This is a genomic window from Rhodophyticola sp. SM2404, from assembly GCF_053570515.1.
This window is the reverse complement of the sequence record NZ_JBSEDL010000001.1, coordinates 25,565-49,539: the sequence shown is the minus strand read 5'-3', so window position 1 is coordinate 49,539 and position 23,975 is coordinate 25,565. Positions and strand designations below refer to the sequence as shown.

At 59.2% G+C, this 23,975-nt stretch carries 24 protein-coding genes; 9 read left to right on the top strand and 15 right to left on the bottom strand.

Annotated features, from left to right (window positions below; translation table 11 throughout):
* The first annotated feature begins 5 nt into the window (after positions 1–5).
* Positions 6–620, top strand: a complete 615-nt coding sequence (locus ACTYEO_RS00255; protein WP_449321706.1) for a CDP-alcohol phosphatidyltransferase family protein — start codon at positions 6–8, stop codon at positions 618–620.
* Positions 621–689: 69 nt separating this feature from the next.
* Here the strand turns inward: ACTYEO_RS00255 and ACTYEO_RS00250 are convergent, their stop codons facing one another.
* The 3 genes from ACTYEO_RS00250 to ACTYEO_RS00240 all read right to left on the bottom strand — a co-directional run bounded on the left by ACTYEO_RS00250 (position 690) and on the right by ACTYEO_RS00240 (position 4,493).
* Positions 690–2,624: a PhoX family protein gene (locus tag ACTYEO_RS00250; RefSeq protein ID WP_449321705.1), complete on the bottom strand. Its 1,935-nt coding sequence runs from the start codon at positions 2,622–2,624 to the stop codon at positions 690–692.
* A 150-nt stretch (positions 2,625–2,774) separates the two neighbouring features.
* Positions 2,775–3,767, bottom strand: a complete 993-nt coding sequence (locus tag ACTYEO_RS00245; RefSeq protein WP_449321704.1) for an NAD(P)H-quinone oxidoreductase — start codon at positions 3,765–3,767, stop codon at positions 2,775–2,777.
* A gap of 24 nt (positions 3,768–3,791) precedes the next feature.
* Positions 3,792–4,493 (bottom strand): COQ9 family protein, encoded by a 702-nt coding sequence (locus tag ACTYEO_RS00240; RefSeq protein ID WP_449321703.1) that lies wholly within the window; start codon positions 4,491–4,493, stop codon positions 3,792–3,794.
* Positions 4,494–4,604: 111 nt separating this feature from the next.
* Here ACTYEO_RS00240 and rpsU point away from each other — a divergent pair, with 111 nt between their 5' ends.
* Positions 4,605–4,811 (top strand): 30S ribosomal protein S21, encoded by a 207-nt coding sequence (gene rpsU, locus ACTYEO_RS00235; RefSeq protein ID WP_449321702.1) that lies wholly within the window; start codon positions 4,605–4,607, stop codon positions 4,809–4,811.
* A gap of 110 nt (positions 4,812–4,921) precedes the next feature.
* On the opposite strand, the gene ACTYEO_RS00230 is transcribed toward rpsU, so the two are convergent.
* From ACTYEO_RS00230 to ACTYEO_RS00215, 4 genes are all read right to left on the bottom strand, one after another.
* Entirely contained in the window at positions 4,922–5,560 is a 639-nt protein-coding gene (locus ACTYEO_RS00230; protein WP_449321701.1) for a hypothetical protein, read from the bottom strand.
* Entirely contained in the window at positions 5,560–5,700 is a 141-nt protein-coding gene (locus tag ACTYEO_RS00225; RefSeq protein ID WP_449321700.1) for an aa3-type cytochrome c oxidase subunit IV, read from the bottom strand. Before ACTYEO_RS00225 ends, ACTYEO_RS00230 begins: the two co-directional genes overlap by 1 nt.
* 99 nt (positions 5,701–5,799) lie before the next feature.
* Positions 5,800–6,837 carry an MBL fold metallo-hydrolase gene (locus ACTYEO_RS00220; RefSeq protein WP_449321699.1) on the bottom strand — a complete coding sequence of 346 codons (1,038 nt, stop codon included), beginning with the start codon at positions 6,835–6,837 and terminating at the stop codon, positions 5,800–5,802.
* Entirely contained in the window at positions 6,834–8,531 is a 1,698-nt protein-coding gene (locus ACTYEO_RS00215; RefSeq protein ID WP_449321698.1) for an acyl-CoA dehydrogenase, read from the bottom strand. The genes ACTYEO_RS00220 and ACTYEO_RS00215 overlap by 4 nt, the downstream gene beginning before the upstream one ends.
* A gap of 132 nt (positions 8,532–8,663) precedes the next feature.
* Between ACTYEO_RS00215 and ACTYEO_RS00210 the strand changes: the two genes are divergently transcribed.
* Entirely contained in the window at positions 8,664–9,629 is a 966-nt protein-coding gene (locus tag ACTYEO_RS00210; protein WP_449321697.1) for an L-threonylcarbamoyladenylate synthase, read from the top strand.
* Here ACTYEO_RS00210 and ACTYEO_RS00205 read toward each other — a convergent pair.
* Positions 9,626–10,231 (bottom strand): YqgE/AlgH family protein, encoded by a 606-nt coding sequence (locus ACTYEO_RS00205; protein ID WP_449321696.1) that lies wholly within the window; start codon positions 10,229–10,231, stop codon positions 9,626–9,628. The genes ACTYEO_RS00210 and ACTYEO_RS00205 overlap by 4 nt on opposite strands.
* 116 nt (positions 10,232–10,347) lie before the next feature.
* On the opposite strand from ACTYEO_RS00205, the gene ACTYEO_RS00200 reads away from it, so the two are divergent.
* Complete coding sequence (locus tag ACTYEO_RS00200; protein ID WP_449321695.1) at positions 10,348–11,160, top strand: protein-disulfide reductase DsbD domain-containing protein; 813 nt, start codon at positions 10,348–10,350, stop codon at positions 11,158–11,160.
* On the opposite strand, the gene ACTYEO_RS00195 is transcribed toward ACTYEO_RS00200, so the two are convergent.
* The 4 genes from ACTYEO_RS00195 to ACTYEO_RS00180 all read right to left on the bottom strand — a co-directional run bounded on the left by ACTYEO_RS00195 (position 11,157) and on the right by ACTYEO_RS00180 (position 17,436).
* A complete protein-coding gene (locus tag ACTYEO_RS00195; RefSeq protein WP_449321694.1) occupies positions 11,157–14,546 on the bottom strand; it encodes an efflux RND transporter permease subunit in 3,390 nt (1,129 codons plus the stop codon). The genes ACTYEO_RS00200 and ACTYEO_RS00195 overlap by 4 nt on opposite strands.
* A 3-nt stretch (positions 14,547–14,549) precedes the next feature.
* Positions 14,550–16,016: an efflux RND transporter periplasmic adaptor subunit gene (locus tag ACTYEO_RS00190; protein WP_449321693.1), complete on the bottom strand. Its 1,467-nt coding sequence runs from the start codon at positions 16,014–16,016 to the stop codon at positions 14,550–14,552.
* Between the two features lie 89 nt (positions 16,017–16,105).
* Positions 16,106–16,648: a molybdenum cofactor biosynthesis protein B gene (moaB, locus tag ACTYEO_RS00185; protein ID WP_449321692.1), complete on the bottom strand. Its 543-nt coding sequence runs from the start codon at positions 16,646–16,648 to the stop codon at positions 16,106–16,108.
* Positions 16,645–17,436: a uracil-DNA glycosylase gene (locus ACTYEO_RS00180; protein WP_449321691.1), complete on the bottom strand. Its 792-nt coding sequence runs from the start codon at positions 17,434–17,436 to the stop codon at positions 16,645–16,647. The genes moaB and ACTYEO_RS00180 overlap by 4 nt, the downstream gene beginning before the upstream one ends.
* 106 nt (positions 17,437–17,542) lie before the next feature.
* Here ACTYEO_RS00180 and ACTYEO_RS00175 point away from each other — a divergent pair, with 106 nt between their 5' ends.
* From ACTYEO_RS00175 to ACTYEO_RS00155, 5 genes are read left to right on the top strand one after another with little or no spacing between them, the layout of a single operon-like run.
* On the top strand, positions 17,543–18,499 hold the full coding sequence (locus tag ACTYEO_RS00175; RefSeq protein WP_449321690.1) for an aspartate carbamoyltransferase catalytic subunit: 957 nt from the start codon (positions 17,543–17,545) through the stop codon (positions 18,497–18,499).
* Positions 18,496–19,011 carry a hypothetical protein gene (locus ACTYEO_RS00170; RefSeq protein WP_449321689.1) on the top strand — a complete coding sequence of 172 codons (516 nt, stop codon included), beginning with the start codon at positions 18,496–18,498 and terminating at the stop codon, positions 19,009–19,011. The genes ACTYEO_RS00175 and ACTYEO_RS00170 overlap by 4 nt, the downstream gene beginning before the upstream one ends.
* The gene (gene pyrC, locus ACTYEO_RS00165; RefSeq protein ID WP_449321688.1) at positions 19,008–20,282 is read left to right on the top strand and encodes a dihydroorotase; all 1,275 of its coding nucleotides are present in this window, start codon (positions 19,008–19,010) and stop codon (positions 20,280–20,282) included. Before ACTYEO_RS00170 ends, pyrC begins: the two co-directional genes overlap by 4 nt.
* Entirely contained in the window at positions 20,282–20,890 is a 609-nt protein-coding gene (gene plsY / locus ACTYEO_RS00160) for a glycerol-3-phosphate 1-O-acyltransferase PlsY (protein WP_449321687.1), read from the top strand. The genes pyrC and plsY overlap by 1 nt, the downstream gene beginning before the upstream one ends.
* Before the next feature lie 43 nt (positions 20,891–20,933).
* Positions 20,934–21,311, top strand: coding sequence for a DUF805 domain-containing protein (locus tag ACTYEO_RS00155; RefSeq protein ID WP_449321686.1), 378 nt, complete (start codon positions 20,934–20,936; stop codon positions 21,309–21,311).
* Here the strand turns inward: ACTYEO_RS00155 and ACTYEO_RS00150 are convergent.
* The 3 genes from ACTYEO_RS00150 to ACTYEO_RS00140 are packed head-to-tail and all read right to left on the bottom strand — an operon-like array spanning position 21,308 to position 23,970.
* Positions 21,308–22,678, bottom strand: coding sequence for a glutamate--cysteine ligase (locus tag ACTYEO_RS00150; protein WP_449321685.1), 1,371 nt, complete (start codon positions 22,676–22,678; stop codon positions 21,308–21,310). The two genes, ACTYEO_RS00155 and ACTYEO_RS00150, sit on opposite strands and share 4 nt — an antisense overlap.
* Positions 22,679–22,729: 51 nt before the next feature.
* Positions 22,730–23,251: a hypothetical protein gene (locus tag ACTYEO_RS00145; protein ID WP_449321684.1), complete on the bottom strand. Its 522-nt coding sequence runs from the start codon at positions 23,249–23,251 to the stop codon at positions 22,730–22,732.
* On the bottom strand, positions 23,248–23,970 hold the full coding sequence (locus ACTYEO_RS00140; RefSeq protein ID WP_449322203.1) for a 16S rRNA (uracil(1498)-N(3))-methyltransferase: 723 nt from the start codon (positions 23,968–23,970) through the stop codon (positions 23,248–23,250). Before ACTYEO_RS00140 ends, ACTYEO_RS00145 begins: the two co-directional genes overlap by 4 nt.
* Positions 23,971–23,975 lie beyond the last annotated feature (5 nt).

The window sequence follows — 23,975 nt, the reverse complement described above, 5'->3', positions numbered from 1 at the left end:
CCAACATGTTCGATGCCGCGATCCTTCCCTTTCAGCGCCGCCTGTTGCAGCCCCCCGCCCATTGGCTGGCGGCGCGCGGCGTCAGTGCAGATCAGATCAGCATTGCAGGGTTCGGGATGGGTATTGCGGCCTGTCTGGCTGTCTGTGCCCAAGCCTTCTGGCTGGCCTTGGTCCTGCTGCTTCTCAACAGATTGGCAGATGGTCTGGACGGAGCAGTCGCGCGGCTGACCGCGCCAACCGATCGTGGGGCGTTTCTGGATATCACCTTGGATTTTCTGTTCTACGCGGCCTTTCCGCTTGGCTTTGCGGTTGCGGCGCCTGAGGTAAACGCCCTGCCCGCAGCCATTCTGATCGCCAGCTTCATTGGCACGGGCGCGTCCTTTCTTGCCTTCTCGATCATCGCGGAGCGGCGGGGGTTAGCGGCAAGTGACTACCCATCTAAAGGAATTTACTATTTGGGCGGCCTCACGGAAGGGGCCGAGACAATCGCGCTATTCGCGGCCTTCTGCCTCTGGCCTGCTGGCTTTCCGATTCTCGCCTATCTCTTTGCAGCCGCCTGCCTTCTGACCACATTCACAAGGCTCTATGCGGGGTGGCAGGCCTTCGGACCTGAGGCCTAGGGCAGGCGCTGAAAAGAAAAGCGCGCGCCCTGTTAGGGCGCGCACCTGATTTTCTACATGCAGTGATGATTAGCCAACGAGGCCTTCATCGTCGCGCTTGATCGCAATGACCGAAGAGCGCGCGAGCGAACCGCCATGATCAGGCCAGTCGCCACCATCATCACCAGGATGCTGGATACCAACAAACATGGTGCGACGATCCGAGGACCAGCACAAACCAGTCACCTCACAGCCCTGAGGGCCTGTCATGAAACGCTCGATCCGGCCAGTGACTGGGTCACCCGCAAGCATCTGGTTGTTCCCCATGCCAGCGAAATCGCCTTCATTGCTGTCATTGCCATCGGTCTGGATCCAGATCAGGCCAGTGGAATCGATGACCATACCGTCAGGCGAGTTGAACAGGTTGCCCTCATTGATATTTGCGGAACCTGCATTGATCCCTTCGGCCACAGTCGGGTTGCCCGCCATGACATAGAGATCCCAAGCGAACTCAGCCGCGCCATGGTCGCCCCCTGCAGGACGCCAGCGCACGATCTGACCGTAGCGGTTGGTATCACGCGGGTTAACCGCATTCACCGTCATCGGGTCGCCGCCCGCATTGGTGCGGACTGTGCCGTCATCATTGATCACGCCACGACGCGAGTTATTGGTCAGGCAGCAATAGGCCTCGGCCGCATTTGGATGCACGGCGATCCATTCAGGACGGTCCATCGTGGTTGCGCCCACTGCAGAAGCAGCCATCCGCGTGAAGATCGAGATGCTGGCGGCATCCATGCCAGTGGTGGCAGGGGTCAAAGGCAGCCAGCGACCCGACATATCATCGTCGAAAACCGCAACTGACAGCTCGCCCTCAACCAACAGCGTCGAGGTATCGCCACCAGGCACATAGGCATCGCGGCTCAGCCAGCGATACATAAACTCGCCCCGCTCATCATCGCCCATATAGACAGCGACACGGCCATCAGCGGCGATGGCATAGGCGGCGTTCTCATGTTTGAAGCGGCCCAAAGCGGTATGCTTGATCGGCGTGCTTTCAGGATTGGCAGGGTCGATTTCCACGATATAGCCCGCGCGATGCGGCTCGTTGGGGTTGGTCGCCACGTCGAAACGCGCATCGAAGCCATGGTAGTTGTAGCGCCCTGGCTCAACCGAAGTCCGAACGCCATAGCGGCGGAAACCGTCAAGCACCTCAGGGTCAGCAGAGACTTCCGAGGCCGCACCGAAATAGCCGTTGAAGTTTTCTTCGCAGGTCAGATAGGTGCCCCAAGGTGTGCGGCCAGACCCACAATTGTTGAATGTGCCAAGCGAGGACATCCCAGTTGGATCAGCTTCCGTCTTGAGCAGGTCATGCCCTGCTGCAGGACCAGAGAAGGTCATTGGGGTGTTGTGGTGGATACGGCGGTTATAAGGGCTGTCGACAACAACGGCCCAACCATCGGCACCTTCTGCCACTTCCATAACACTGACGCCCTGAAAGTTTTGCAGCATCCGCACATCATCAGCCGAAGTTGGCATGCCATCTTCGGTATGGGGGAGGTTGATGTCAGGGTTCACATATTCGCTGTTCACAACGATGACTTCAGAACCGTCTACATTGAACAGTTCCATGCCATCGGTGTTTTCACCGAATACACGCTCAGACGCCTCGAGAGGAACACCCGTCGCAGGGTCAAAGGCACCCTCGGCATCGGAGAAAAGCGGGTCGCCCCAACGTACAAGCGTTTTCCAGCTATAGCCCTCGGGCACATGGATGGTGTTATCCGTTTGCGTGGCGATCGGGGTGAAAGGGAAACGCGAGGCGGGCTGTGCGAGGGCGGAGCTGCCCTTCAGCATGCCAGCGCCCATAACAGCGGCGCCCGAACCAAAGGCCAGAACACCGCCCAAGAAGCCACGGCGTGACAAGGCGCGCTCTACGACATCATCGAAATCATTATGCTCAGAGCGCGGGAAATTCACTTCATCCCACTCATCTGCGGACATCTTGTGCTGTTCTACGTCTTTCATTTTTTGCTCTCCTGAGACTGGTCAATTGCCAAAATCCAGAGCGCGGGAAAGAATCGGGCCGCGCTCCTGCGAGAGAATCGCTAGCCAGCATAGGTCACAGCTTTGTGCCGATAATGTAACGAAACGGTAATGCGGAATAAGGCGCGGCGGTCAGCCGCCGACCTTGAGCACGATCTTCCCGATATGGGCCGAGCTTTCCATGCGGCTATGGGCGGCTGCGGCCTCGTTCAAGGCAAATTCACTATCCATGACGGGGCCAATCCGCCCTGCATCCAGCAATGGCCAGACATGGGTGGCCAATTCGTCAGCTATCGCGGCCTTTGCGGCATCTGATTGCGGGCGCAGGGTCGAGCCCGTCAATGTCAGCCGTCGCATCATCATCTGGGCGAAGTTCAAAGCAACCTTGGGGCCTTGCAAGAACGCAATCTGGACCAAGCGACCATCATCGGCCAAAGCCGAGACATTGCGCGGCAGGTAATCTCCGCCGACCATATCAAGGATCAAATTGGCCCCGCCTTCGGCCCGCAGGATCTCAACAAAATCCTGTTCGCGGTAATTGATGGCTCTCTCAGCGCCAAGCGCTGTGCAAGCGGCACATTTTTCATCCGAGCCAGCGGTTGCAAAAACCCGCGCACCAAAGTGATGGGCCAATTGGATCGCAGTCGTGCCAATGCCAGAGGACCCACCATGCACCAAGAACCGCTCGCCCGCGCGCAGGCCACCGCGCATGAAGACATTGCTCCAAACGGTGAAATAGGTCTCGCAAAGGGCGGCGGCTTGATCCATCGGCATCGCCACGGGGATCGGCAGCGCATGATCCTGATGGGTCACGGCATATTCGGCATAGCCCCCACCTGGCAGCAGGGCACAAACCGCATCCCCAATTTTCCATTTGCTGACACCAGCACCCACAGCCACGACAATGCCCGAAGCCTCTAGCCCAGGCAGATCGGAGGCACCTGCAGGCGGCGCATAGCTGCCAGCGCGCTGCAAGGCATCGGGGCGATTGACGCCCGCATAATGCACCTCGATCAGGATTTGCTCTGCCGAGGGCACCGGCCGCGCCCGCTCCACTGGGACCAAAACTTCGGGGCCACCCGCTTCACTGATCTCGATGGCTTTCATGGTCGCGGTCTGGGGCATGATGCGTCTTTCCTATTGGCGGGCCTATTTCTCGGAAGGCTCCTGCTGCGGGGACCAATACCCCGGCAAATCTGTTGGCCGCATCTTGGCAGGGGCTTTGACCTTGCTCAACAGCCAGTTCGGCCCCGCAAGCAGAGGTTTGAGCAGCTTGCTGTCATTGACCTGCTTTTTGACCTTCTCGAATTGCATCACATTCTCGATCCGACGATCAAGGAACGCCCATGTTGCCTCATGCTCCAGCGATTGGTCCCCCAGCCAATAAAGCACCGTTGAGGAATAGACCCCCGCAAGGGTCGCGCGTTTTGTGTACCAATTGAAATCCTCAGACGGATCGCCAAGCGCATCCCAAATCGCATCACAGGTGCCCCAAACGGCTTTTGCGCCATCAGCGGCATGGATCGGCAAGGCAAAGAGCGTGCTGCCACGGCGCACAGCCTCCTTATCAGCCTCGGCAATTTCAAGGCGCGTGCGCAGCGCAAAAACGATTCTGTCGCGAAAGCGCATATCCGAGAGATTGGCCTGCTTGATCTGCGCAACCATCTGCGCGTCACCGCGCTGATGAAAGGCAAGCGCAAGATCGACACCGCCCCGTGGGAACAACACCTTGGCGGTCGCCTGGTCTGCGCCCGCGTCAGCAGCAGCGGCTATAAGGGTCGCGTTGGACCAGCCGTCAAATGGCACATGCATAAGGGCTGCATCCAGAATTTGGTCTTTCAGCTCGGTCATGAGAACCTCCGATGTCTTGCGTCCAGCTTCGCTTTACAAGCTAGCGCAGCTTTGCTATGTGGCCACTTCCTGCAATTCTGCAACTCAAACCTAGAAAGGTGGTGACACCACATGCAGGTAAGTGTTCGCGACAATAATGTCGATCAAGCGCTCCGCGCACTGAAGAAAAAACTTCAGCGCGAAGGCGTTTTTCGTGAAATGAAGCTCAAGCAGCATTACGAAAAACCCTCCGTTAAGAAAGCACGCGAGAAGGCCGAAGCGATTCGTCGTTCCCGTAAGCTGGCACGGAAGAAATTGCAGCGCGAAGGTCTTCTCTGAAGTCCATTCGACATGCGAGCTTTGCGGCCTAGCCGCAGACAAAGATGCCCCCGCGCCGATGGCCCGGGGGTTTTTTGTTGTCTTGATGGCTGGGAAAAAGGCCGCTGCCTCTATTGCGAGATGCTCTCGAGTATTGCGGCCTGATTGGCCATGCGGGCCTGCCTTTGAAGCAATTCGAGATTGTCATCGGAATCATCATCAAACACTTGGCTGGTCCGCACGCCCGGCAATTCGGCGAAATTTTCCATTGTACGCAAAGGGAACCAGCTGACCGACATGCTTTCAAACCCAGGAGTTTGCGACAAAACGGTCGAGATCGCCCGTGAGCATTGCGCATTTGGCACCGCGCCAAAGGCCTGAACACGTTGCGACAGCGAGGCTGCAACCTCAGGGGAAACGTCAATTTCCTGAACAACCACGTGGTATGTCTCGCGCGCGTGGTAATCCATGTAAAAATCAAAAAGCTGCGGGGACATGCCAAAGATCACGTCATTCCGCTCAGGGGCTTGTGGGTGATACCAGCTGCCCGCAGGGTCGAAAATCAGGCGTTGTGCGCCATCGATCATCAGTGCCGAATGCCCGCCAGAGCCCGTTGAATTGCTGACCATTGTCATCAGCGTCACGCGAGATGGCCCCGGCGCACGATAGGCGGCGGCAGCGATTTGTTCATCAGGGGCCCAAACAGGATCAGCCGCGCAGCCCGCAAGGGCCACCGCAGCAAAAACCCCTAACAAAACCCGACGCAGCATTACCGTGCGAACAGAGCCATAAAGATCACGACGCCAATCGCGAAAAGGCCAACATTTGTGGACCACTTCATGAAACCGTCAAAGGTCTTTTCTTGCTCGGTGGTATCCATTTCACCGTGCTTATGTTCTTTATCAGCCATTCTCATCTCCAAGGTCTGGTCGATTTTTCTCTGGCTGAGTCGATAACGAATTTCCAAGCCCGTGTCACGCCCACCCAAGCGATGCAAAGCGCCGCAGTGCTAGAGGGAGGCCTGCGCATCGCCCAATTGCCAAACCCAAGCGCCATCAACCCGCATTTCGCGCGTAACCTCCCCCAAAGCCAGCAAATGATTGAGATGGGCCATCGCCTCGACCAAGGCCAAACCATAAGTGCCTTCATCCACCTCACGTTTGAACAAGGGCGGGAAGCATTCCACGGCTGTGCGCGGGGCGGCCAGATGCGCGCGCAACCTCTCAAGCGCGCCATGATGGTTCTGGATCATTTGATCAAGCCGATCCGGCAGCCCCGTAAAAGGCAGCTTATGTCCGGGCAAAACCAATTGATCCTCACGGGCATGGGGCACAAATCGGTGGCAGGATTGCAGCCATTCACCGACGGGGTCCGCCATCGGCTCGGTCGGATAAACCCCGAGATTGGCCGAGATCGACGGCAAAAGCTGATCACCGCCAATAACCAACGGCGCATCCTCGGCCCAGAAGGTCGCGTGATCGGGGGCATGCCCGTCCCCCAAACGCACAATCCAGTGTCGCCCGCCCATCTCGATGCGGTCACCCTCAGTGATACGGGTAAACCCAACAGGCATCGGGTGGACGATATCGGCGAAATTGAAGGGGCGCTCGGCCAAGCGTTTGTCCAGAATCTCAGCGCTCATCCCCGAGGCGCGCCAGAAGGCAACGGCTTGATCCGATGGGGCGGCCTCTTCATCCAGCGTTAACATGCGCGCAAACAGCCACGCCGTTCTGGTCGATACAAGCTCGGCCCCGCGGTCCTGAAACCAGCCCACGAGCCCCACATGATCGGGGTGATGATGGGTCAGGATCACGCGGGTGACGGGCGCGCCTTCAAGCGGGCCTGCCAGCAAGGCCTCCCATGCGGCAAGGCATTTGCGGGTCTTCATGCCCGTATCAATGATCGTCCAGCCGTCAGCCTCGCGCAGCGCATAGACATTCACATGATCAAGCGCCATGGGCAGCGGCAGGCGCAGCCACAAGATACCATCGGCCACTTCAATGGCTTCACCAATGGCGGGCGGGGTCTCATGCGGATACCGGATCACGCTGCGAAATCTTCTGGTGAGAGAGCGTAGAGATCATCCGCGCCATTGCCTGCCTCAACCAGCCAGCCTGCAACCTTGGGCAGATGCCGCGCGACAAAGACCTGCGCCAAGCGGCTATGCATACTGCCCTCCCCCTGCGCAAGCGATGCCCGCAGGTGGTAATGCGCGCCAAGAGCAGTGGCAAAAGCCATGCAATAGGGCACAGCACCCGCAAAGCGGTCATTCATCTGAAGCGAGACCAACCGCTCGGTCGCGCTGCGCAAGGCGTGGGCGGCCTCCGCCAGAGGGGCGTTTTCGGCATTGCGGGCCGTCTCTTCGATCTCGTCGATCAGGCTTATGGCTGCGTCACCGCCATCCATCATCTTGCGCCCGACCAGATCCATCGCCTGAATACCATTGGTGCCTTCATAGATCGCTGTCACGCGCACATCCCGCAAGAATTGGGCAGCGCCCGTTTCCTCGACAAATCCCATACCGCCATGCACCTGAACGCCTTCATTTGACACCGCGATACCCGTTTCGGTGCCATAGGCTTTGCAGATCGGGGTGAGGAATGCAGCGCGCGCCTTCATAGCCGCGTCATCCGTAGCACGGGCCAGATCAATAGACACAGCCAGATCAAGCGCGATTGCGCGGGCGGCAAAGACCTGTGCTTTCATGCCTGCAAGCATCCTGCGCACATCGGCATGATCAAGGATTGTGCCTGTGCCCCCCTCCACCAAGCCGCGCCCCTGCTTACGCTCGGAGGCAAAGGCCAGCGCGTGTTGATAAGCGGCCTCGGCCACCGAGAGGCCCTGCACCCCCACACCAAGCCGCGCGTTATTCATCATAGTGAACATCGCAGCCATGCCCTTATGCGGCTCGCCAATCATCCAGCCTGTCGCGCCATCATATTGCATCACGCAAGTGGGCGATCCGTGCAGGCCCAATTTATGCTCAAGGCTGACCACTTTGAGCGTATTGGCGACGCCCGCATTGCCCTGCGCATCAGGCAGGCGCTTTGGCACAAGAAACAGCGAAATGCCTTTGGTCCCTGCGGGCGCATCTGGCAAGCGCGCGAGCACCAGATGGCAGACATTCTCGGAGAAATCATTATCCCCCCAAGAGATGTAAATCTTCTGGCCCGAAATCGCATAAGTGCCATCGCCGTTATCCTCGGCCTTCGAGGTCAGCGCGCCGACATCCGATCCTGCCTGAGGCTCGGTCAGATTCATCGTTCCGCACCATTCGCCCGAAACCAATTTGGGAAGATAGAGTTCCTTGATCTCATCACTGGCATGATGTTCCAGCGCTTCGATCTGGCCTTGGGTCATCAAAGGGTTCAACTGCAAGGACAGGCAGGCCGAGCCGATCATTTCATTTACCGCAGTGGCCACGCTTTGCGGCAAGCCCAATCCGCCAAATTCAGGCGAGGCCGTGATGGCGACATAGCCACCCTCAGCAATCGCACGATACCCTTCCCCAAACCCCGGAGAAGTACGCACAACGCCGTTTTCCAGCTTGGCTGGATGCAGGTCACCAATGCGTTGCAATGGGCTAAGCACTTCTTCACACATCTTGCCCGCCTCGGACAGGATGGCATGCACTGTCTCGGGCGAGGCTTCGGCGAATAATTCGGTCTCGGCCACGCGGTTCATGCCCACCACATGATCCAGCATAAATTCAATTTCAGACAGAGGGGCGCGATAAGGCATTGGGTCATTCTCCCGTTGCACGGCGAGGCGCAGGCTTGGCAGGCCTTGCGCAAGCCGCTATGTGCTTGATCTGTTTCAGGGCCTAGGTAGAAAGCCCTTCCCCCGCCCTTCAACCCATACGTTACGTCACCGATGCCTCATGAGCGACCAGTAATCTTGCACAACACCGCCGAGGATATCACTCGCGCGGCCAAGATGTTGCGCGGTGGTGATCTGGTCGCGATGCCGACCGAGACGGTTTACGGCTTAGCCGCAGATGCCTGCAACGACACCGCCTGCGCCCGCATTTTCGAGGCAAAGGGCCGCCCCCATTTCAACCCCTTAATCGTTCATTTACCAGACATGGACGCGGTCGAGCGCATTGCCGTTATGAATGAAACGGCCCATGCCTTGGCCAAAGCCTTCTGGCCAGGCCCACTGACCTTGGTTCTTCCTTTGCGCGATGACCATGGCCTTTCCCCTCTCGTCAGTGCGGGGTTGGATACTGTCGCAATCCGCATGCCAGCCCATCCCGTGGCACAGGCGCTTTTGCGTGAATTCGGCCACCCGCTTGCGGCACCTTCAGCCAATCCATCGGGGCGGATCAGCCCGACCACCGCCGCGCATGTGCAAGAGGGGCTCGGGTCAAAGCTTGCCGCCATTCTGGATGGGGGGGCCTGCACTGTCGGTCTGGAATCGGCGATCCTTGCCCCTGACCCGCACGGCACCCGCCTCTTGCGCGAAGGTGGCATTGCGCGCGAGGGGATCGAGCGCCTCACAGGGCCTTTGGCCACCGATACCACACCTGGGAAAGTTCAGGCCCCTGGTCAGCTATCCAGCCATTACGCGCCCCGTGTCGCGGTGCAATTGAACAGCGATCTGTCTGACGCCAGCGTGGTGCGGGTGGCATTCGGGGCCAAGGGTTCGGCCGATTTCACCTTATCCGAGAGCTCGGATTTGATTGAGGCTGCCGCCAATCTTTTCGCTATGCTGCATGCTGCGGATGCTTTGGCGCATAAGGCGAAGCGAGACAAAATCGCGTTTGCGCCCGTGCCCGAGACAGGGCTTGGCCGCGCGATCAATGACCGCCTGAGACGCGCGGCAGCGCCACGCGCTTAGGCACGACCACCGGTTGCGGAAAGCATGCGCGGGTCAATGCCAAAGCTTTCAACCGCCGCCTGCCATTTCACCTCCTGCGCCGTTCCAAAGACCAGTTCAGGCGTCGCATCGCAGGTCAGCCAAGCATTCTGCGCCAGTTCGGCCTCAAGCTGGCCAGCCCCCCAACCAGAATAGCCAAGCATAACCAGTGCCTGTTTGGGGCCTGTCCCAAGGGCGATATCTTCTAAAACATCAACGGTCGAGGTCATGGAAAACTGCTCATTCACCTCGATGGACCCACCACCCTTATCGCGATCAGCAGCCCCTTGTAGGCGGCGATACTCGCCCGAATGCAGCACAAAACCGCGGCCCGGCTCAACGGGGCCACCATAAAAGATGCCCATATCATCAACAGGATTGGCACAGGAGATATTCAACTGCCCTAGAATATCGGAAAAACTCACCTCTGAGAGCGGCTTGTTTACGACCAGACCCATCGTGCCATCTTCGTTATGGGCGAGAATATAGATCACGCTCGCTGCAAAGCGCGGGTCGCCCATGCTTGGCATCGCGATCAAGAGCTTGCCTGTCAGATCGCTGGATTGAATATTCAAGCGCGTCATGGCCAATACTCTGCGCAGGTCCTGCAGTTGTTGCAAGGGTCACGCTTGAGTGACAATGACGGGGAGTCTCTGAAACGTGACTTTTCATTTACCGCCGTGATGGCTAGCTGAATGCCATGATAAGACAAAGCCTCCTTTCCCTCACCGCCGCCCTTGCCCTCTCAGACCCCGCTTTTGCGGAATGGCAGACGCAATCGCAGGACGAGATCGTATCGATCCGCATGCTGGAAGGGTGGCGGATGGAAAACGGGCATCATATGGCCGCGCTTGAGATAACGCTGGCCGATGGCTGGAAGACCTATTGGCGCGCGCCCGGTGAAAGTGGCATCCCGCCCGTTCTAAGCTTTTCGGGTGCCAGCGGTATTGATGGCATGGCGATCCATTGGCCTGCGCCGCAGGTGTTCACGATCAACGGGATGCGCTCGATCGGCTATGATGGTCGGGTGATCCTGCCGCTGGAATTGCTGGTCGATGAAACTGGCGAAATCCAGATGGATGGCGAGGTTGAGCTTGGCGTTTGCCAAGATGTCTGCGTTCCCGTCACGATTGATCTTGAAGCTCTTCTGCCCCCCGCTGGGGTCCGCCCTGACCCACAGATCGTGGCCGCCCTGTCTGATCGCCCGATGACTGCGCATGAGGCGGGTGCCTCTTCGGCGCAATGCGCCATCACGCCGATCTCGGATGGTATGCGCGTCGAGGTGACGCTTGAGATGCCATCCCTTGGGCAGGCTGAGGCCATGGTGGTGGAATTACCGATGCCTGGCGTCTGGGTCTCTGAGGCTGAACTGACACGCGATGGCGCACGCATCACAGCCAGTGCCGATATCGTGCCCCCCAATTCCCGCCCCTTCGCGCTGGATCGATCCAGCCTGCGCTTCACGGTGATCGGAAGCCAAGGCGCGGTCGAGCTGCAGGGCTGCTCGGGTTAGGGCATCTCGCGGCGGGCGGAGAAACTGCGCCTGACAAGCCCAATGCCCCATCCCGCCAGAATGATCAGCGCGCTGCCAAGCACGAAGACGCCAAAGACGGCGCCACCTGAACTTGGCAAACGAACAGCCAAAGGCCCGAATGCGGCCCCTGTCAGGAGATAGCTGCCCAATGTGGCCGCCCAGAAAAGGGCCAGCGCCACAGCGATACCGCCCAAACCTGCGGCCACTTCAGGGATGCGCCGTGCGCCACCAAAGACGCGACGCAGCGCACGGATCTGCGTCGAGATATCTTGCTGTGCCGCCAGAAGGGACGGCACAAGCAACAGAACGATCAACATGCCAAAGCCCAAACCATAGACCAGCGTGATCACCGTTGGTTTGAGGAATTGCGCTTGCGAAGACGTCTCGTACAGAAGCGGCGCAAGGCCCAAAACGGTGGTAAGCGTGGTCAACAGTACGGGCCGCAGGCGATCCACGGTGCCGTTGATGATGGCCTCGGTCCAGCCTTGCTCCTTGCCGTGTTCATCAATGGTCGACACCAAAACGATCGAGTCGTTGATGATAATCCCCGTCATGCCGATCAAGCCCACAACCGTGAACATCGACATCGGCACATCCCAAAGCGCGTGGCCCCAGATCGTTCCGACCAATCCGAAGGGGATGATCGCAAGAACCACCGCGGGTCGTGTCCAACTGGAAAAGACCCAAGCCAACACAAGGTAAATACCCACAAGACACAGGATAAAGCCCGTTGCCGCATCGCTAAGGAATGCCTGTTCCTGCTCGGCCAAGCCCGACAGGCGGGTTGTGACGCCATAGTTTTGCTCGATCTCTGGCAGGATCACCTCGCGCAATTGGGTCATGATTTCTTCGGCGCGGGCTGGGTCATCCTCGGACAGATCGCCCGTGACCGAGACAACGCGCTGGCCATTTTCGCGAATGATGGTCGAAAATCCGGTGCGGCTCTCGACTGTCACGATGTCAGAGAGCGGCACATATTCCCCGCTGCCAGATCGCAGAAGCATCCGGTCCAGAAAATCGGCGGTCAATTCTTCCTCGGGCAGTTCCACACGGATCGCAGCCGTGCGCACGCCTTCGGCATAGGTGGCAGCCTCGATCCCGCCTAAACGGTTGCGCAACACGCGCCCAAGGCTTTCGATCTCGAAGCCGAGTGCCTCACCTTGAGGCGTCAAGGTCAGGCTCAGCTCTTCGCGGTCATAGGCAAGGTTATCCTCCAAGCCCGACACCTCAGAAAAAGGCAGAAGGGCGGATTTGATCGCTTCGGCAACCTGTTTGAGAACGTCACTGCCCGCGCCTGTGATCTGCACATCAATCGCGTCACCACCCGGCCCGCCACGCCAGCCGCGAAAACTGATCTCTTCGGTTTGCGGAAGCTGGCGGACCTCATCCTGAAGATCCGCGACAAAGGCAAAGGAGGAATAGGGGCGCAGATCAGCATCAATCAATTCGATCGCCAAGGAGCCCAGAAGATCGGCATCCTTGTTTTCGGCAGCGGCCAGCCGCGCGCCTGTGTTGCCGCCAACCTCGGCCAAGGCATAATCAATTGGGCTTTGTCCGTATTCCTCTTCATAGCGCTCGGCCACGGCCTGTGCCGCGCGCTGCATCTCGCGCATCATCGCCACACTGTCTTCGCGGGTGGCGCCATCTAGCATCGCGAAATTCCCCGAGACCGAGGACAGTTCAGGCGCATTGAAAAACCGCCATGTCACATCGCCTCGGATAAAGCTGGCGGCCTGCGTGGCCAGAAGCAGGATCATCGCCGCCATCACAGGATAACGCGCGACGATCACCCAACGCATCGCGGGGCGGAACACGGTCTCGCGGACCCATTCAAACCCGCGATTGACCTGCCGAGACGGCCAATCATACCAATGCGCCTTGGCAGTATGCGCCACGGCATGGGCCATATGATTGGGCAAAATCAGGAAACATTCCACAAGGCTCGCGGCCAGCACCACGATCACCGTGAAGGGGATATCGGCAATCAAATCCCCGAACCGCCCCCCAATCGAGACCAAACCACCAAAGGCAAGAATGGTGGTCAGCGTCGCGGCAAAAACAGGGGCGGCCATGCGTCGGGCCGCGTTTTCAGCCGCCACAACGGGATGTTCGCCCAATTGGCGCGCCCTGAAATCGGCATGCTCACCCACCACAATCGCATCATCCACCACAATCCCAAGCGTAATGATCAAGGCAAAAAGCGAGATCATATTGATCGTAAGACCTGCCACATACATCAAGGCAATGGCCGCCAGCATCGCCACGGGAATGCCTGCTGCAACCCAAAGGGCGGTGCGCGCGTTCAGGAACAAAAACAGCAGCAAAACCACAAGCCCGAGGCCTACCAGACCATTGTCGAGCAGGATATCCAAACGGGCCGAAATGAACTGAGCGCGTGTTCGGATCAGATCAATGGAAACCCCTTGCGGCAAGGTCAGCTGCATCTCATCCGCGACATCCTGAACAAGGGCCTGGATGGCGATGGCATCGCCTCGGTCCGAGCGATCAACGCGGATCGACATTGCGGGGTTATCGCCCACGAAATAGGCGCGCTCCCGATCAACGCCCGAGACATCAATACGGGCGACATCGCCAATGGTCAGCGTGGTTCCATCCGCATTTCGGGACAGGGCGATATTGGCGATATCCTCGGCGCTGCGCCGCGCGGTGCCTGTGCGGATACGGGCATTGGCGGCATCCACCTCGCCTGCGGGGGCCGTATCGGAACCCGCCGCGATTGCCGATGCGATATCCGCCATCGAAATATCATTGCGGATCAGATTGGCGGTCGGCACCTCGACGATGGTTTCAGGGGCGGCAACGCCGCGGATCGTGCTACGCGTGACGCCGCGATCAAACAGGCGTGCCACAAATTCATCCGCGAAACGGCCAAGCTGTTCGGGGGCCACGGGCCCTGTGATCACCACATCCGTGACGCGGTCACGCCAGACGCCGCGCCGCACGACGGGCTCATCCGCATCCTCGGGCAGGTCCGTGATGCTATCGACCGCTGTTTGCACGTCATCTGCGGCGCGCGCCATATCCCAGCCGGGCTCGAATTCCAGATCAATACTGGCCTGCCCCTCGCGCGAGGTGGCCGCCGAATCCGTGACCCCCTCAACTGCGAGCAAGGTCGGCTCCATGACCGCGACAATCGCGCGGTCAACATCCTCGGCCCCTGCGCCTTCCCATCGCACATTCACCGAGACGCTATCGATGATCACATCGGGAAAGAACTGCGCCCGCATATTCGGGATCGCCAGTAACCCCGACACCACCAGTGCAAGAAGAAGCAAATTCGCCGCCGTCTTATGGCGCGTGAAATAGGACAGAACGCCTTTGGCTGAGGGGGGCAACTCACGCATCGGTCAGCTTCCCATCCGCTCTTCGATGCGGTTCACCATTCGTGCTGGCACCTCATCTTGGTTCAACTGATCCAGCATGCGCGCCTTCACATCGTCGGGAATGAAACCGTTGCCCTCAACAAAGGCGATCAGCCGCGCGCGGCGTTCGGGATCGAGTGCGATACGCTCGGGCTCCTGCGGTTGAGCATCTTCATCCTCGCCCGAGGGGCGGAGCGGCTCAATACGGATGCCTGCACCCAGAACGGGGGTGCGGCCTGCCACAATTTCGCGCCCGTAAATCTCGGGCGCGCGAATGATGACCTCATCCCCCTGACGGCGCAAAAGGCTCACCGCGACCTCTTCAAGGCGATCTTCCTCACCAAGCACCAGAACCTGATTATTACTGCTCAAGGCGGTTGCTGGCAAAACGGCCACGCCGCGCAACGGGGTTTCTTCCACCGCAACGGTCACGAAATCCCCCACACGGAACCCACGGGTTTCTAGCAATTGCGCGAAAAGAAGGCGCCCTGATTGCCCCTCGGCCACCGCACCGCTTTCGCGCACAAGACGCGCAGGCACCGAAAGGTCGAGACCGAAAACATCAAGCTGCACGGAGACAGGCACATCGGGCAGGCGGCCTTCGTCGGACAAAAGCCGCGCATATTGCGCGGTCGAGACACGGAAGGCTACTTCCAGCGCCTGCGGGTCCAGCAATTGCGCGATCTGTTCATTGGCATTAACCAAACGGCCCTGCACCACATTCACATCCGTCAACACACCCGCGAACTCGGCGCGCAGCTCGGTATCGGCCAAGCGCCGCTCGGCATCAGCCAGTGAGATCATCCGCCGCTCGATCGAGAGGCGGGTTTGATCAACGCTTGTTTCGGCCTGCGCCAAAGCCTGCCTGCGCGATAGAACGGCCTGATCGGCTGAGGCTGCTGCCAATTCAGCGGTCTCAGCGGCGGCGGCGCTGCCCACGCCACGCGCAACCAGATCTTGCTGCCGTTCAAAAGCGCGGCGGCGCAAATCAGCCTGCGTTGCGGCGGCAGCCACATCTTCACGCGCAAGGATCAAGGCGCGCTCGGCATCGGCGAAATTGGCCTCGGCCTCCCGCAGATCGGCGGCGGCGGTATCACGAAGCGATTGCGCCTCGGCAGGATCAATGCGCAGCAAAAGCTGGCCTGCCTCAACCGCGCCGCCATCTTCGAACCCCTCCGCCAATTCGATCACCGTTCCGCCCGCAGGGGCGCGCAATTCCAATGTCCGCCTGCTGCGGATTTCGCCAAAAGCTGTCAGAACGGGAGTAGCTTCTGTGGGGGCCACAGGCAGCACTTCCGCGCTGAAGACACGCTCACGCGCGGGGCGTGAGCCGCCCTCCTCGGACCAGCTTGCCTGCAAGGCTGTCCAGACCGATCCGCCCGCCAAACCTAAAAGGCCGATGGTGATCGATAAAAGAAACATTCCCAAAAGGGCACGGTTCAAAAAACGCATATCTGTCTGCCTTGCGCGATAGGATATTCAATTGAAGGTAGTGTTGGATCAAAAAAGGTCCACGTCCACTGCTTACACGCAGCCGTGCGTTATTTCCGTCGGTGATGTTCGTCGAGACGTGGTAAAATCTCGACGAAATTGCAGGGCCTGTGCCGATAGTCGAGCTGCCATTTCAAAATCTCATCCCACGCATCCTTGCACGCCCCCGATGATCCGGGCAGCGCAAAAAGATAGGTTCCACTGGCAACACCCCCCGTTGCGCGCGATTGCACGGCGCTGGTGCCGATCTTTTGCATCGACACCATAGTGAAGACTGTGCCGAAGGCCTCGATCTCTTTTTCATAGACGTCGCGATGCGCCTCAACGGTGACATCGCGGCCCGTCAGCCCTGTGCCACCCGTGGTCAGGATCACGTCAATCTCGGGGTTGGCGCACCAGTGCCGCAAACGCTCGGCGATCTGGGCGCGCTCATCTGGCAAAATATCGCGTTCGGCCAGAATATGGCCTGCCTCGGTCAGGCGGGCTTCAAGCACATCGCCCGATTTATCCTCGGCCAGAGTTCGGGTGTCAGACACGGCCAGCACCGCGATGCGCACAGGAATGAAATCGCGCGTGTCGTCAATGCGGCTCATGATTTCGCAAGCTCCGCTTTGACCGAAAGCAAATCTGCCCAAGCCTCACGTTTGGTGAGAGGGTCTTTCATCAGGGCCAAGGGGTGCAGCATGGGCATAGCGGGGCGCCCCCATGCCTCTTGCCACTGGCCGCGCATACGCGCAATTCCACGCCGCCCCAGAACGCCTTGGCAGGCAATATTGCCCATCAGCACCACAAGCTTTGGATCGGCCAATTCAACATGGCGCTTCACGAAGGGCAAAAGCATCGCAAGTTCCTGCGGCGCAGGTTCGCGGTTTTGCGGCAAACGCCATGGCAAAAAATTGGTAAGATAAATCGCGTGTTCCGCATCAGGGCTGGCGCGGTCCAGACCAATGGCTGCAAACATCCGATCCAGCAGAGCCCCCGCTGGCCCCACAAAAGGCGTGCCAATGGTGTCTTCCTCACGGGTCGAAGCCTCGCCAATGATCATCACGCGGGCCTCTGGCTTGCCATCGGCAAAAACAAGGCTGCGCGCGCCCTTTTTCAGATCACAATACTCAAAGGCAGCCATGGCGGCCTGCAAGCCCGCGATATCCTGCGCGCCTTGCGCCATGTCACGGGCGACAGCCACGGGATCAACCTCATCCGCGACAGCGGGTGCTGCGACTGGCGTTTGTGTCTGCCCTGCAACCGCCACAGGCTTTGGGGCCGCAACAGGCAAGTCATATCGGTCGAGCGGATCATCCCCCAACGCTTCATCAGCGCCAAGTTCGATCTGCCACGCCAATTGCGCTAAGGCATCATGATATTCGAGGGCGACTCCCATGCACCGAAGCTAGTGCCGCACACTGATAAGGTAAATGCCAATCCTTCCGCTTGCCCCATTGGCCCGACCCGTCCTATAAGCAGGCCGATCAGCCGCGAGGGGGCCCATGTCGTTTCGTCAAAAACACCTTCTGGGCATCGAGCATCTCGCCCCCGATGAAATCACTGCGATTCTTGATCTGGCCGACCAATATGTCGAGCTGGAACGGGGTGAGGAAAAACATGCAGATGCGCTGCGTGGGCTGACCCAGATCAATATGTTCTTCGAGAATTCCACCCGCACCCAAGCAAGCTTTGAGATTGCGGGCAAACGCCTTGGTGCGGATGTCATGAATATGGCGATGCAGACCAGCTCGGTCAAAAAGGGCGAAACGCTGATTGATACCGCCCTGACGCTGAATGCGATGCATCCTGACCTTCTGGTGGTGCGTCACCCCCATTCGGGCGCGGTGAACCTGCTGGCCGAGAAAGTGAATTGCGCGGTTCTGAACGCGGGCGACGGGCGGCATGAACACCCGACCCAAGCCTTGCTGGATGCGCTGACCATCCGGCGCGCCAAGGGCCGCTTGCATCGCCTCAATATCGCGATCTGCGGGGATATTGCCCATTCCCGCGTGGCGCGCTCCAACATCATGCTTCTGGGCAAGATGGAAAACCGCGTCAAACTGATTGGCCCGCCCACACTTATTCCCGCAGGCGTTCAGGATTGGGGTGTCGAGGTCTATGGAGATATGACCGAGGGGCTCAAGGATTGTGACGTGGTGATGATGCTGCGCCTTCAAAAAGAGCGGATGGATGGCGGCTTCATCCCGTCCGAGCGTGAATATTTCCACCGCTTCGGTCTGGATGCCGAGAAACTTAGTAACGCCAAAGAGGATGCCATTGTGATGCATCCCGGCCCGATGAATCGCGGTGTCGAGATTGATGGCACCATCGCAGATGATATCAACCGCAGCGTGATCCAAGAACAGGTCGAAATGGGTGTTGCCGTGCGCATGGCCGCGATGGACCTTCTAGCCCGAAACCTGCGCGCCTCCCGCAAGCCAGCAGGGGTGATGGTGTGAACGGCTCACTCCTCATTTTCAGCCTGCAAGGCCCCCCTGATCTACGCCATACCCATTTGACACGGCTTGAAGGCGAAGCTCCCGATCTACCGCCCTTGGCGCAATGGCTTGGGCTTGGGGCGCTTGATACCGACCAGATCGAGCTTTTCCCCATATCGGATTTGGGCGCGATGTCCCTTTCGGTCTATCTGCAATCTGCCTTTGACCCCGAGCCTGCCGCCCTTGAGGCCTCCGCCCCCTATATAGACGCGGCCCAAGGCTCGGTTCTCATTATTCCCGAAGCGGCCATGACTGGCACGCTGGCCCCGAATAATTCCATCGAACGGATCGCGGGCCTGCCCTTGCTGCGCGCGGATCACTCCGCCGATCTGCCCAAGGCAGACCTCTCCACACCCGCCGCGACACCAGAGGCGCTGCCCGACCAGCCCGCGCCCACATTGCGGCGCATCTTCATGGTGGTGCTGGCCGCCCTGCTTTCGCTTCTTCTTGTTCTAGTCTGGTATCTGACATGACAAACGCCCTGTATCGCAATGCCCGCCTGATTGACCCCGAAGCGGGCACCGAAACCCTCGGATGGGTGCGCATTGAAGACGGGCAGATCGCCGAAATCGGCGAAGGCGATCGTGCAGGTGGTGTGGATTGCGGCGGGCTGTGCCTTGCGCCAGGCTTGGTCGATATCGGCGTGAAGGTCGGCGAACCGGGCGAGCGGCACAAGGAAAGCTTTCGCACAGCAGGGGCCGCCGCGGCGGCAGGCGGGGTGACCACAATTGTCACCCGTCCTGATACCACCACCCCGATCGACACGCCTGAGGTGTTGGAATTTGTCCGCCGCCGTGCACAAGAAACCGCACCCGTTCATTTCCGCCCGATGGCTGCCCTGACCAAAGCCCGCGACGGGCATGAGATGACCGAGATCGGCTTTATGCTTGATGCAGGGGCCGTGGCCTTTACCGATGGCGATCATGTCACGATGAATACCAAAGTGCTGAGCCGCTGCATGACCTATGCGCGCTCGCTCGGTGCCTTGATCGTGGGCCACCCGCAGGAGCCGCTGCTCTCTGATGGTGCGGCTGTCACCGGCGGCAAATTTGCCTCGCTCAGGGGTTTGCCCTCGGTCTCGCCCATGGCCGAGCGGATGGGGCTAGAGCGTGATCTTGCCTTGGTCGAGATGACAGGCGTGGCCTATCATGCCGATCAGATTTCCACCGCCGCCTCCCTGCCCGCTTTGACGCGCGCAAAACAGGCGGGCTTGGATGTGACCGCAGGCGTGTCGATCCATCATTTGACGCTAAACGAGCTGGATGTTGGGGATTACCGTACCTTCTTCAAGATCAAGCCGCCACTGCGCTCGGAAGAGGATCGGCTGGCCATGATCGAGGCTGTTCGCGAGGGTGTGATCGATGTGATCTGCTCCATGCACACCCCACAGGATGAAGAAAGCAAACGCCTGCCCTATGAAGCCGCTGCGAGCGGTGCGGTGGGTCTGGAGACTTTGCTGCCTGCCGCTTTGCGCCTGTTCCATTCGGGGCAATTGAGCCTGCCCGAGTTGTTCCGCGCCATGGCGCTCAACCCTGCAAAACGCTTTGGCCTTGCGGGCGGGCGCTTGGCGGAGGGTGCGCCTGCCGATCTGGTCATGTTCAACCCCGACACGCCCTTTGTGCTCGACCGCTTCAAGCTGCGCTCGAAATCCAAGAACACGCCTTTTGATGGCGCAAGGATGCAAGGCCGCGTGGAAATGACAGTCGTCGGCGGGCAGCCCGTTTACCAGCGGAGCTCGTCCTAATGCCAATCATTGAAGCCGCCCCTGCCATTTTGGCCTTGGTCGCACTTGGCGGCTACCTTTTGGGGTCAGTGCCCTTCGGGCTGGTGATGGCGCGTCTCTTCGGGCTTGGTGATATCCGTCAGATCGGGTCGGGCAATATCGGGGCGACCAATGTTTTGCGCACAGGCAATAAGCTGGCCGCCTTTCTGACGCTTATCCTTGATGCAGGTAAAGGCGGGATCGCCGTGCTGGCGGCCCGCGCGCTGGTGGGCGAGGACGCGGCCCAATTGGCGGGGTTTGCAGCTTTCTTGGGCCATTGCTTCCCCGTATTTTTGGGCTTCAAAGGCGGCAAAGGCGTGGCCACCTTCCTTGGCACATTGCTGGCGCTGTTCTGGCCCGCGGGCGTCGCGGCCTGCCTGACATGGGCGGCCATGGCAGGGGCTTTCCGTATCTCATCCCTTGCCGCTTTGGTCGCCGCGATCAGCGCGCCGATCTGGATCAGCGTTTTGGGCATGCCTCAGGCCAGCCTCGTATCTGTTTTGTTAGCAGTGTTGATTTTCATTCGCCACCGCGCGAACATCACAAGGCTGCTGGCGGGGCAAGAACCAAGGATCGGCAAAAGATCCTGACCCGCATAGCAGGCATAAACCTGTAATGCCTTAGGGGGGCAAAATGGATTTTCAAACGGCCATACGAACAGTACTTAAAGACAAATATGCCACTTTCTCAGGACGCGCCGCGCGGTCCGAATATTGGTGGTTCGCGTTATTCTGCTTTATCGTCAGCCTCATCCTGAACGTGCTTGATATAATGCTCTTCGGGAATGACAGCTTGATGTCTATTGATTTGATTTTCTCACTTGCTGTTCTCGTTCCATCCATCGCTGTCGGCGTGCGCCGTTTGCATGATTTGGGCCGCTCGGGCTGGTGGCTTTTGATCATTCTGATCCCGTTGATCGGGGTTTTGGTCTTGCTGTATTTCTTCGTCCAAAAAGGCACTGACGGGCCAAATGAACATGGGCCCGACCCGCTTGCGCCGATTGGCGGCTAGTATTTGTAGCCTTCATAAACTCGGGTCAGGTCACCGCCCCATTCGCCGTGATATTTCGCAAGAAGCTCATCGGCTGGGGTTTGGCCTGACTCGATGCTTTCCTTGAGCGCATTGAGGAAATGCGTCTCGTCTGGAATAAGACCACCCGCACCCAGCTTGGCGCGCGCCTTGAGGCCAGCCTCGGAGATCGCAACCAGTTCGCGCGCCAGATCATGCATCTTGATGCCACCAACCTCGGCCTGAAGACCATCGACTGATGCGGCCACGCGGAGTGCCTCGCGCGTCTCGGCATCCCAACCCTTGGCGATGTCCCAAGCGGCATCCAAGGCCGTCTGATCATAGGTCAAACCGACCCAGAAAGCAGGCAAGGCACAAAGCCTGCGCCAAGGCCCACCATCCGCGCCGCGCATCTCGATATATTTCTTCACCCGTGCTTCGGGGAAGGCCGTGGTCAGATGATCGGCCCAGTCAGACAAGGTCGGCTTTTCACCCGGCAAAGCGGGCAGCTCACCTTTCAGGAAATCACGGAAAGACTGGCCGAGCGCGTCGATATATTCGCCATTGCGATAGACAAAATACATCGGCACATCGAGCGCATATTGCACCCAAGCCTCAAAGCCGAAACCGTCCTCGAACACGAAGGGCAGCATGCCTGTGCGCGATGCATCCAGATCGCGCCAGACGCGGCTGCGCCAGCTTTTATGGCCATTAGGCTTTCCATCAATGAACGGCGAGTTCGCGAAAAGCGCGGTTGCCACAGGCTGAAGCGCCAAGGCCACACGCATTTTCTGAACCATGTCCGCCTCGGAGGAGAAATCGAGGTTCACCTGCACGGTGCAGGTCCGGTACATCATGGTTTTACCCATTGTCCCGACCTTATCCATGTAGCCGGTCATCAGGCGATAGCGCCCTTTGGGCATCATCGGCATTTGCTCATGCGTCCAGATCGGCGCGGCCCCAAGGCCGATAAACTCCACCCCGATTTGATCTGCGACTTCGCGTACTTCGCGCAGATGCTCGTTCACCTCGTCGCAGGTCTGGTGGATCGTCTCTAGCGGTGCGCCCGACAGTTCCAACTGCCCACCAGGCTCAAGGCTGACATTGGCACCATCCTTGACCAGCCCGATGATTTTTCCTGCCTCCTCGACAGGCTGCCAGCCGAATTTTTCGCGCAAACCCTCCAGTACGGCCTTGATCGAACGAGGTCCGTCATAGGGCAGCGGCGTCAGTGTATCGCGGGCATAGCCAAATTTCTCATGCTCTGTTCCGATGCGCCAATCTTCGCGCGGCTTGCAGCCCGAGGAGAGGTATTCGGCAAGTTGCTCATGCCGCTCAATGGGGCCGCCACCAGATTGAGGAATAGACATATACGACGGCTCCTGAAGAAATCATGCAAGGCAACGACTGACCCGAGCGCTCTAGCGTGTCAAGGCCACGCGCGCCTCTCGGGTCCAAACCGTTGTTGTGCCCGGCTTTTGATTTTCCGCCGCCGCAAGCGCTTGCGCAGCAGATACCTCGGGCATGGCAGTGAACAGATCAAAGAGACGCTCGGCCCCTTTGGCCGAGGCGGGAATAACCAGAACGCCCTCGGAATGGTTGAGCATCCAATACCCCTTTCCATCCCGCGCGCGTTTGAAGCTGACTTCCGAGATATCATCGGCTGACACAGCCCCCCCGTAGAAAGGGCCCATATAGGTCAAACGCCCTTCCACCAGCCCGACAATTCCAGGCCCGTCGCCCTCCCCCTTGAACCGCGCGCGGCGGATCGAGGTGAACAGGCTCACCGCGCCCAAAGCCGCCACGATCCAGCCAAAGCCCGCAACAACAGGTCCGGGGCGCAGGATCAACCACACCCCAAGCAAGATCACTCCCGCCGAGATCAATGGCTCCCGCCAGCGCGACAAGGTCGCTGCCACTTCTGGGCGCAAAAATCCGCTCACCAGTCACCTCGTATTGATTGGAACAGGGTCATCGCGGCAACAGCCGCCGTATCAGCGCGCAAGATACGAGGCCCGAGGCTTACAGGCGTCACAAAGGGCAAATCGCGCAATCGGATGCGCTCGGCCTCAGAGAAGCCACCTTCGGGGCCAATCAGGATCGCCCATTTCTCAGAGGGTGGTGCCGCCTCAATCGCGGCGCGCGCGCCCACAAGGGATTCGTCGGCAAAGACCAAATGCCTGTCAGACGGCCAATCCCCGAGCATCCGATCAAGCTTTTGCAACTCCGAGACCTCGGGCACAAAAGTGCCGCCACATTGCTCGGCGGCCTCAATAGCATGGGCTTGCAAACGGTCTTGGCGGATACGCTCGGAATTGGTGAATTCGGTCTGGACAGGCATGATCTTGGCCGCGCCCATCTCGGCTGCTTTTTCCACGATAAAATCGGTGCGGGCCTTTTTGATCGGCGCAAAGAGCAGCCACAGATCGGGCGGAAGCTGCAAGGGCTTGCTTTGCTCAAGGCAGCGCAAAACTCCGCCCCGCTTTCCAGCCTCAACCACCTCTGACAACCATTCACCATCCACCCCGTTAAACAAGGCAATATGCGCGCCCACACCCTGCCGCATGACCCCGAACAGGTAATGCGCCTGCTCCCGCGACAGAGCAACGGTTTGCGCCTGCCCAAGAGGCTGGTCTACATAGAGCCTGATCTTAGCATTCATCGACA

Bases quoted from the DNA above. Each gene is read 5' to 3' on its own strand.
- ACTYEO_RS00255 (WP_449321706.1), top strand. From the start codon at position 6: ATGTTCGATGCCGCGATCCTTCCCTTTCAGCGCCGCCTGTTGCAGCCC.
- ACTYEO_RS00250 (WP_449321705.1), bottom strand. From the start codon at position 2,624: ATGAAAGACGTAGAACAGCACAAGATGTCCGCAGATGAGTGGGATGAA.
- ACTYEO_RS00245 (WP_449321704.1), bottom strand. From the start codon at position 3,767: ATGCCCCAGACCGCGACCATGAAAGCCATCGAGATCAGTGAAGCGGGT.
- ACTYEO_RS00240 (WP_449321703.1), bottom strand. From the start codon at position 4,493: ATGACCGAGCTGAAAGACCAAATTCTGGATGCAGCCCTTATGCATGTG.
- rpsU (WP_449321702.1), top strand. From the start codon at position 4,605: ATGCAGGTAAGTGTTCGCGACAATAATGTCGATCAAGCGCTCCGCGCA.
- ACTYEO_RS00230 (WP_449321701.1), bottom strand. From the start codon at position 5,560: ATGCTGCGTCGGGTTTTGTTAGGGGTTTTTGCTGCGGTGGCCCTTGCG.
- ACTYEO_RS00225 (WP_449321700.1), bottom strand. From the start codon at position 5,700: ATGGCTGATAAAGAACATAAGCACGGTGAAATGGATACCACCGAGCAA.
- ACTYEO_RS00215 (WP_449321698.1), bottom strand. From the start codon at position 8,531: ATGCCTTATCGCGCCCCTCTGTCTGAAATTGAATTTATGCTGGATCAT.
- ACTYEO_RS00210 (WP_449321697.1), top strand. From the start codon at position 8,664: ATGCCTCATGAGCGACCAGTAATCTTGCACAACACCGCCGAGGATATC.
- ACTYEO_RS00205 (WP_449321696.1), bottom strand. From the start codon at position 10,231: ATGACGCGCTTGAATATTCAATCCAGCGATCTGACAGGCAAGCTCTTG.
- ACTYEO_RS00200 (WP_449321695.1), top strand. From the start codon at position 10,348: ATGATAAGACAAAGCCTCCTTTCCCTCACCGCCGCCCTTGCCCTCTCA.
- ACTYEO_RS00195 (WP_449321694.1), bottom strand. From the start codon at position 14,546: ATGCGTGAGTTGCCCCCCTCAGCCAAAGGCGTTCTGTCCTATTTCACG.
- ACTYEO_RS00190 (WP_449321693.1), bottom strand. From the start codon at position 16,016: ATGCGTTTTTTGAACCGTGCCCTTTTGGGAATGTTTCTTTTATCGATC.
- moaB (WP_449321692.1), bottom strand. From the start codon at position 16,648: ATGAGCCGCATTGACGACACGCGCGATTTCATTCCTGTGCGCATCGCG.
- ACTYEO_RS00180 (WP_449321691.1), bottom strand. From the start codon at position 17,436: ATGGGAGTCGCCCTCGAATATCATGATGCCTTAGCGCAATTGGCGTGG.
- ACTYEO_RS00175 (WP_449321690.1), top strand. From the start codon at position 17,543: ATGTCGTTTCGTCAAAAACACCTTCTGGGCATCGAGCATCTCGCCCCC.
- pyrC (WP_449321688.1), top strand. From the start codon at position 19,008: ATGACAAACGCCCTGTATCGCAATGCCCGCCTGATTGACCCCGAAGCG.
- plsY (WP_449321687.1), top strand. From the start codon at position 20,282: ATGCCAATCATTGAAGCCGCCCCTGCCATTTTGGCCTTGGTCGCACTT.
- ACTYEO_RS00155 (WP_449321686.1), top strand. From the start codon at position 20,934: ATGGATTTTCAAACGGCCATACGAACAGTACTTAAAGACAAATATGCC.
- ACTYEO_RS00150 (WP_449321685.1), bottom strand. From the start codon at position 22,678: ATGTCTATTCCTCAATCTGGTGGCGGCCCCATTGAGCGGCATGAGCAA.
- ACTYEO_RS00140 (WP_449322203.1), bottom strand. From the start codon at position 23,970: ATGAATGCTAAGATCAGGCTCTATGTAGACCAGCCTCTTGGGCAGGCG.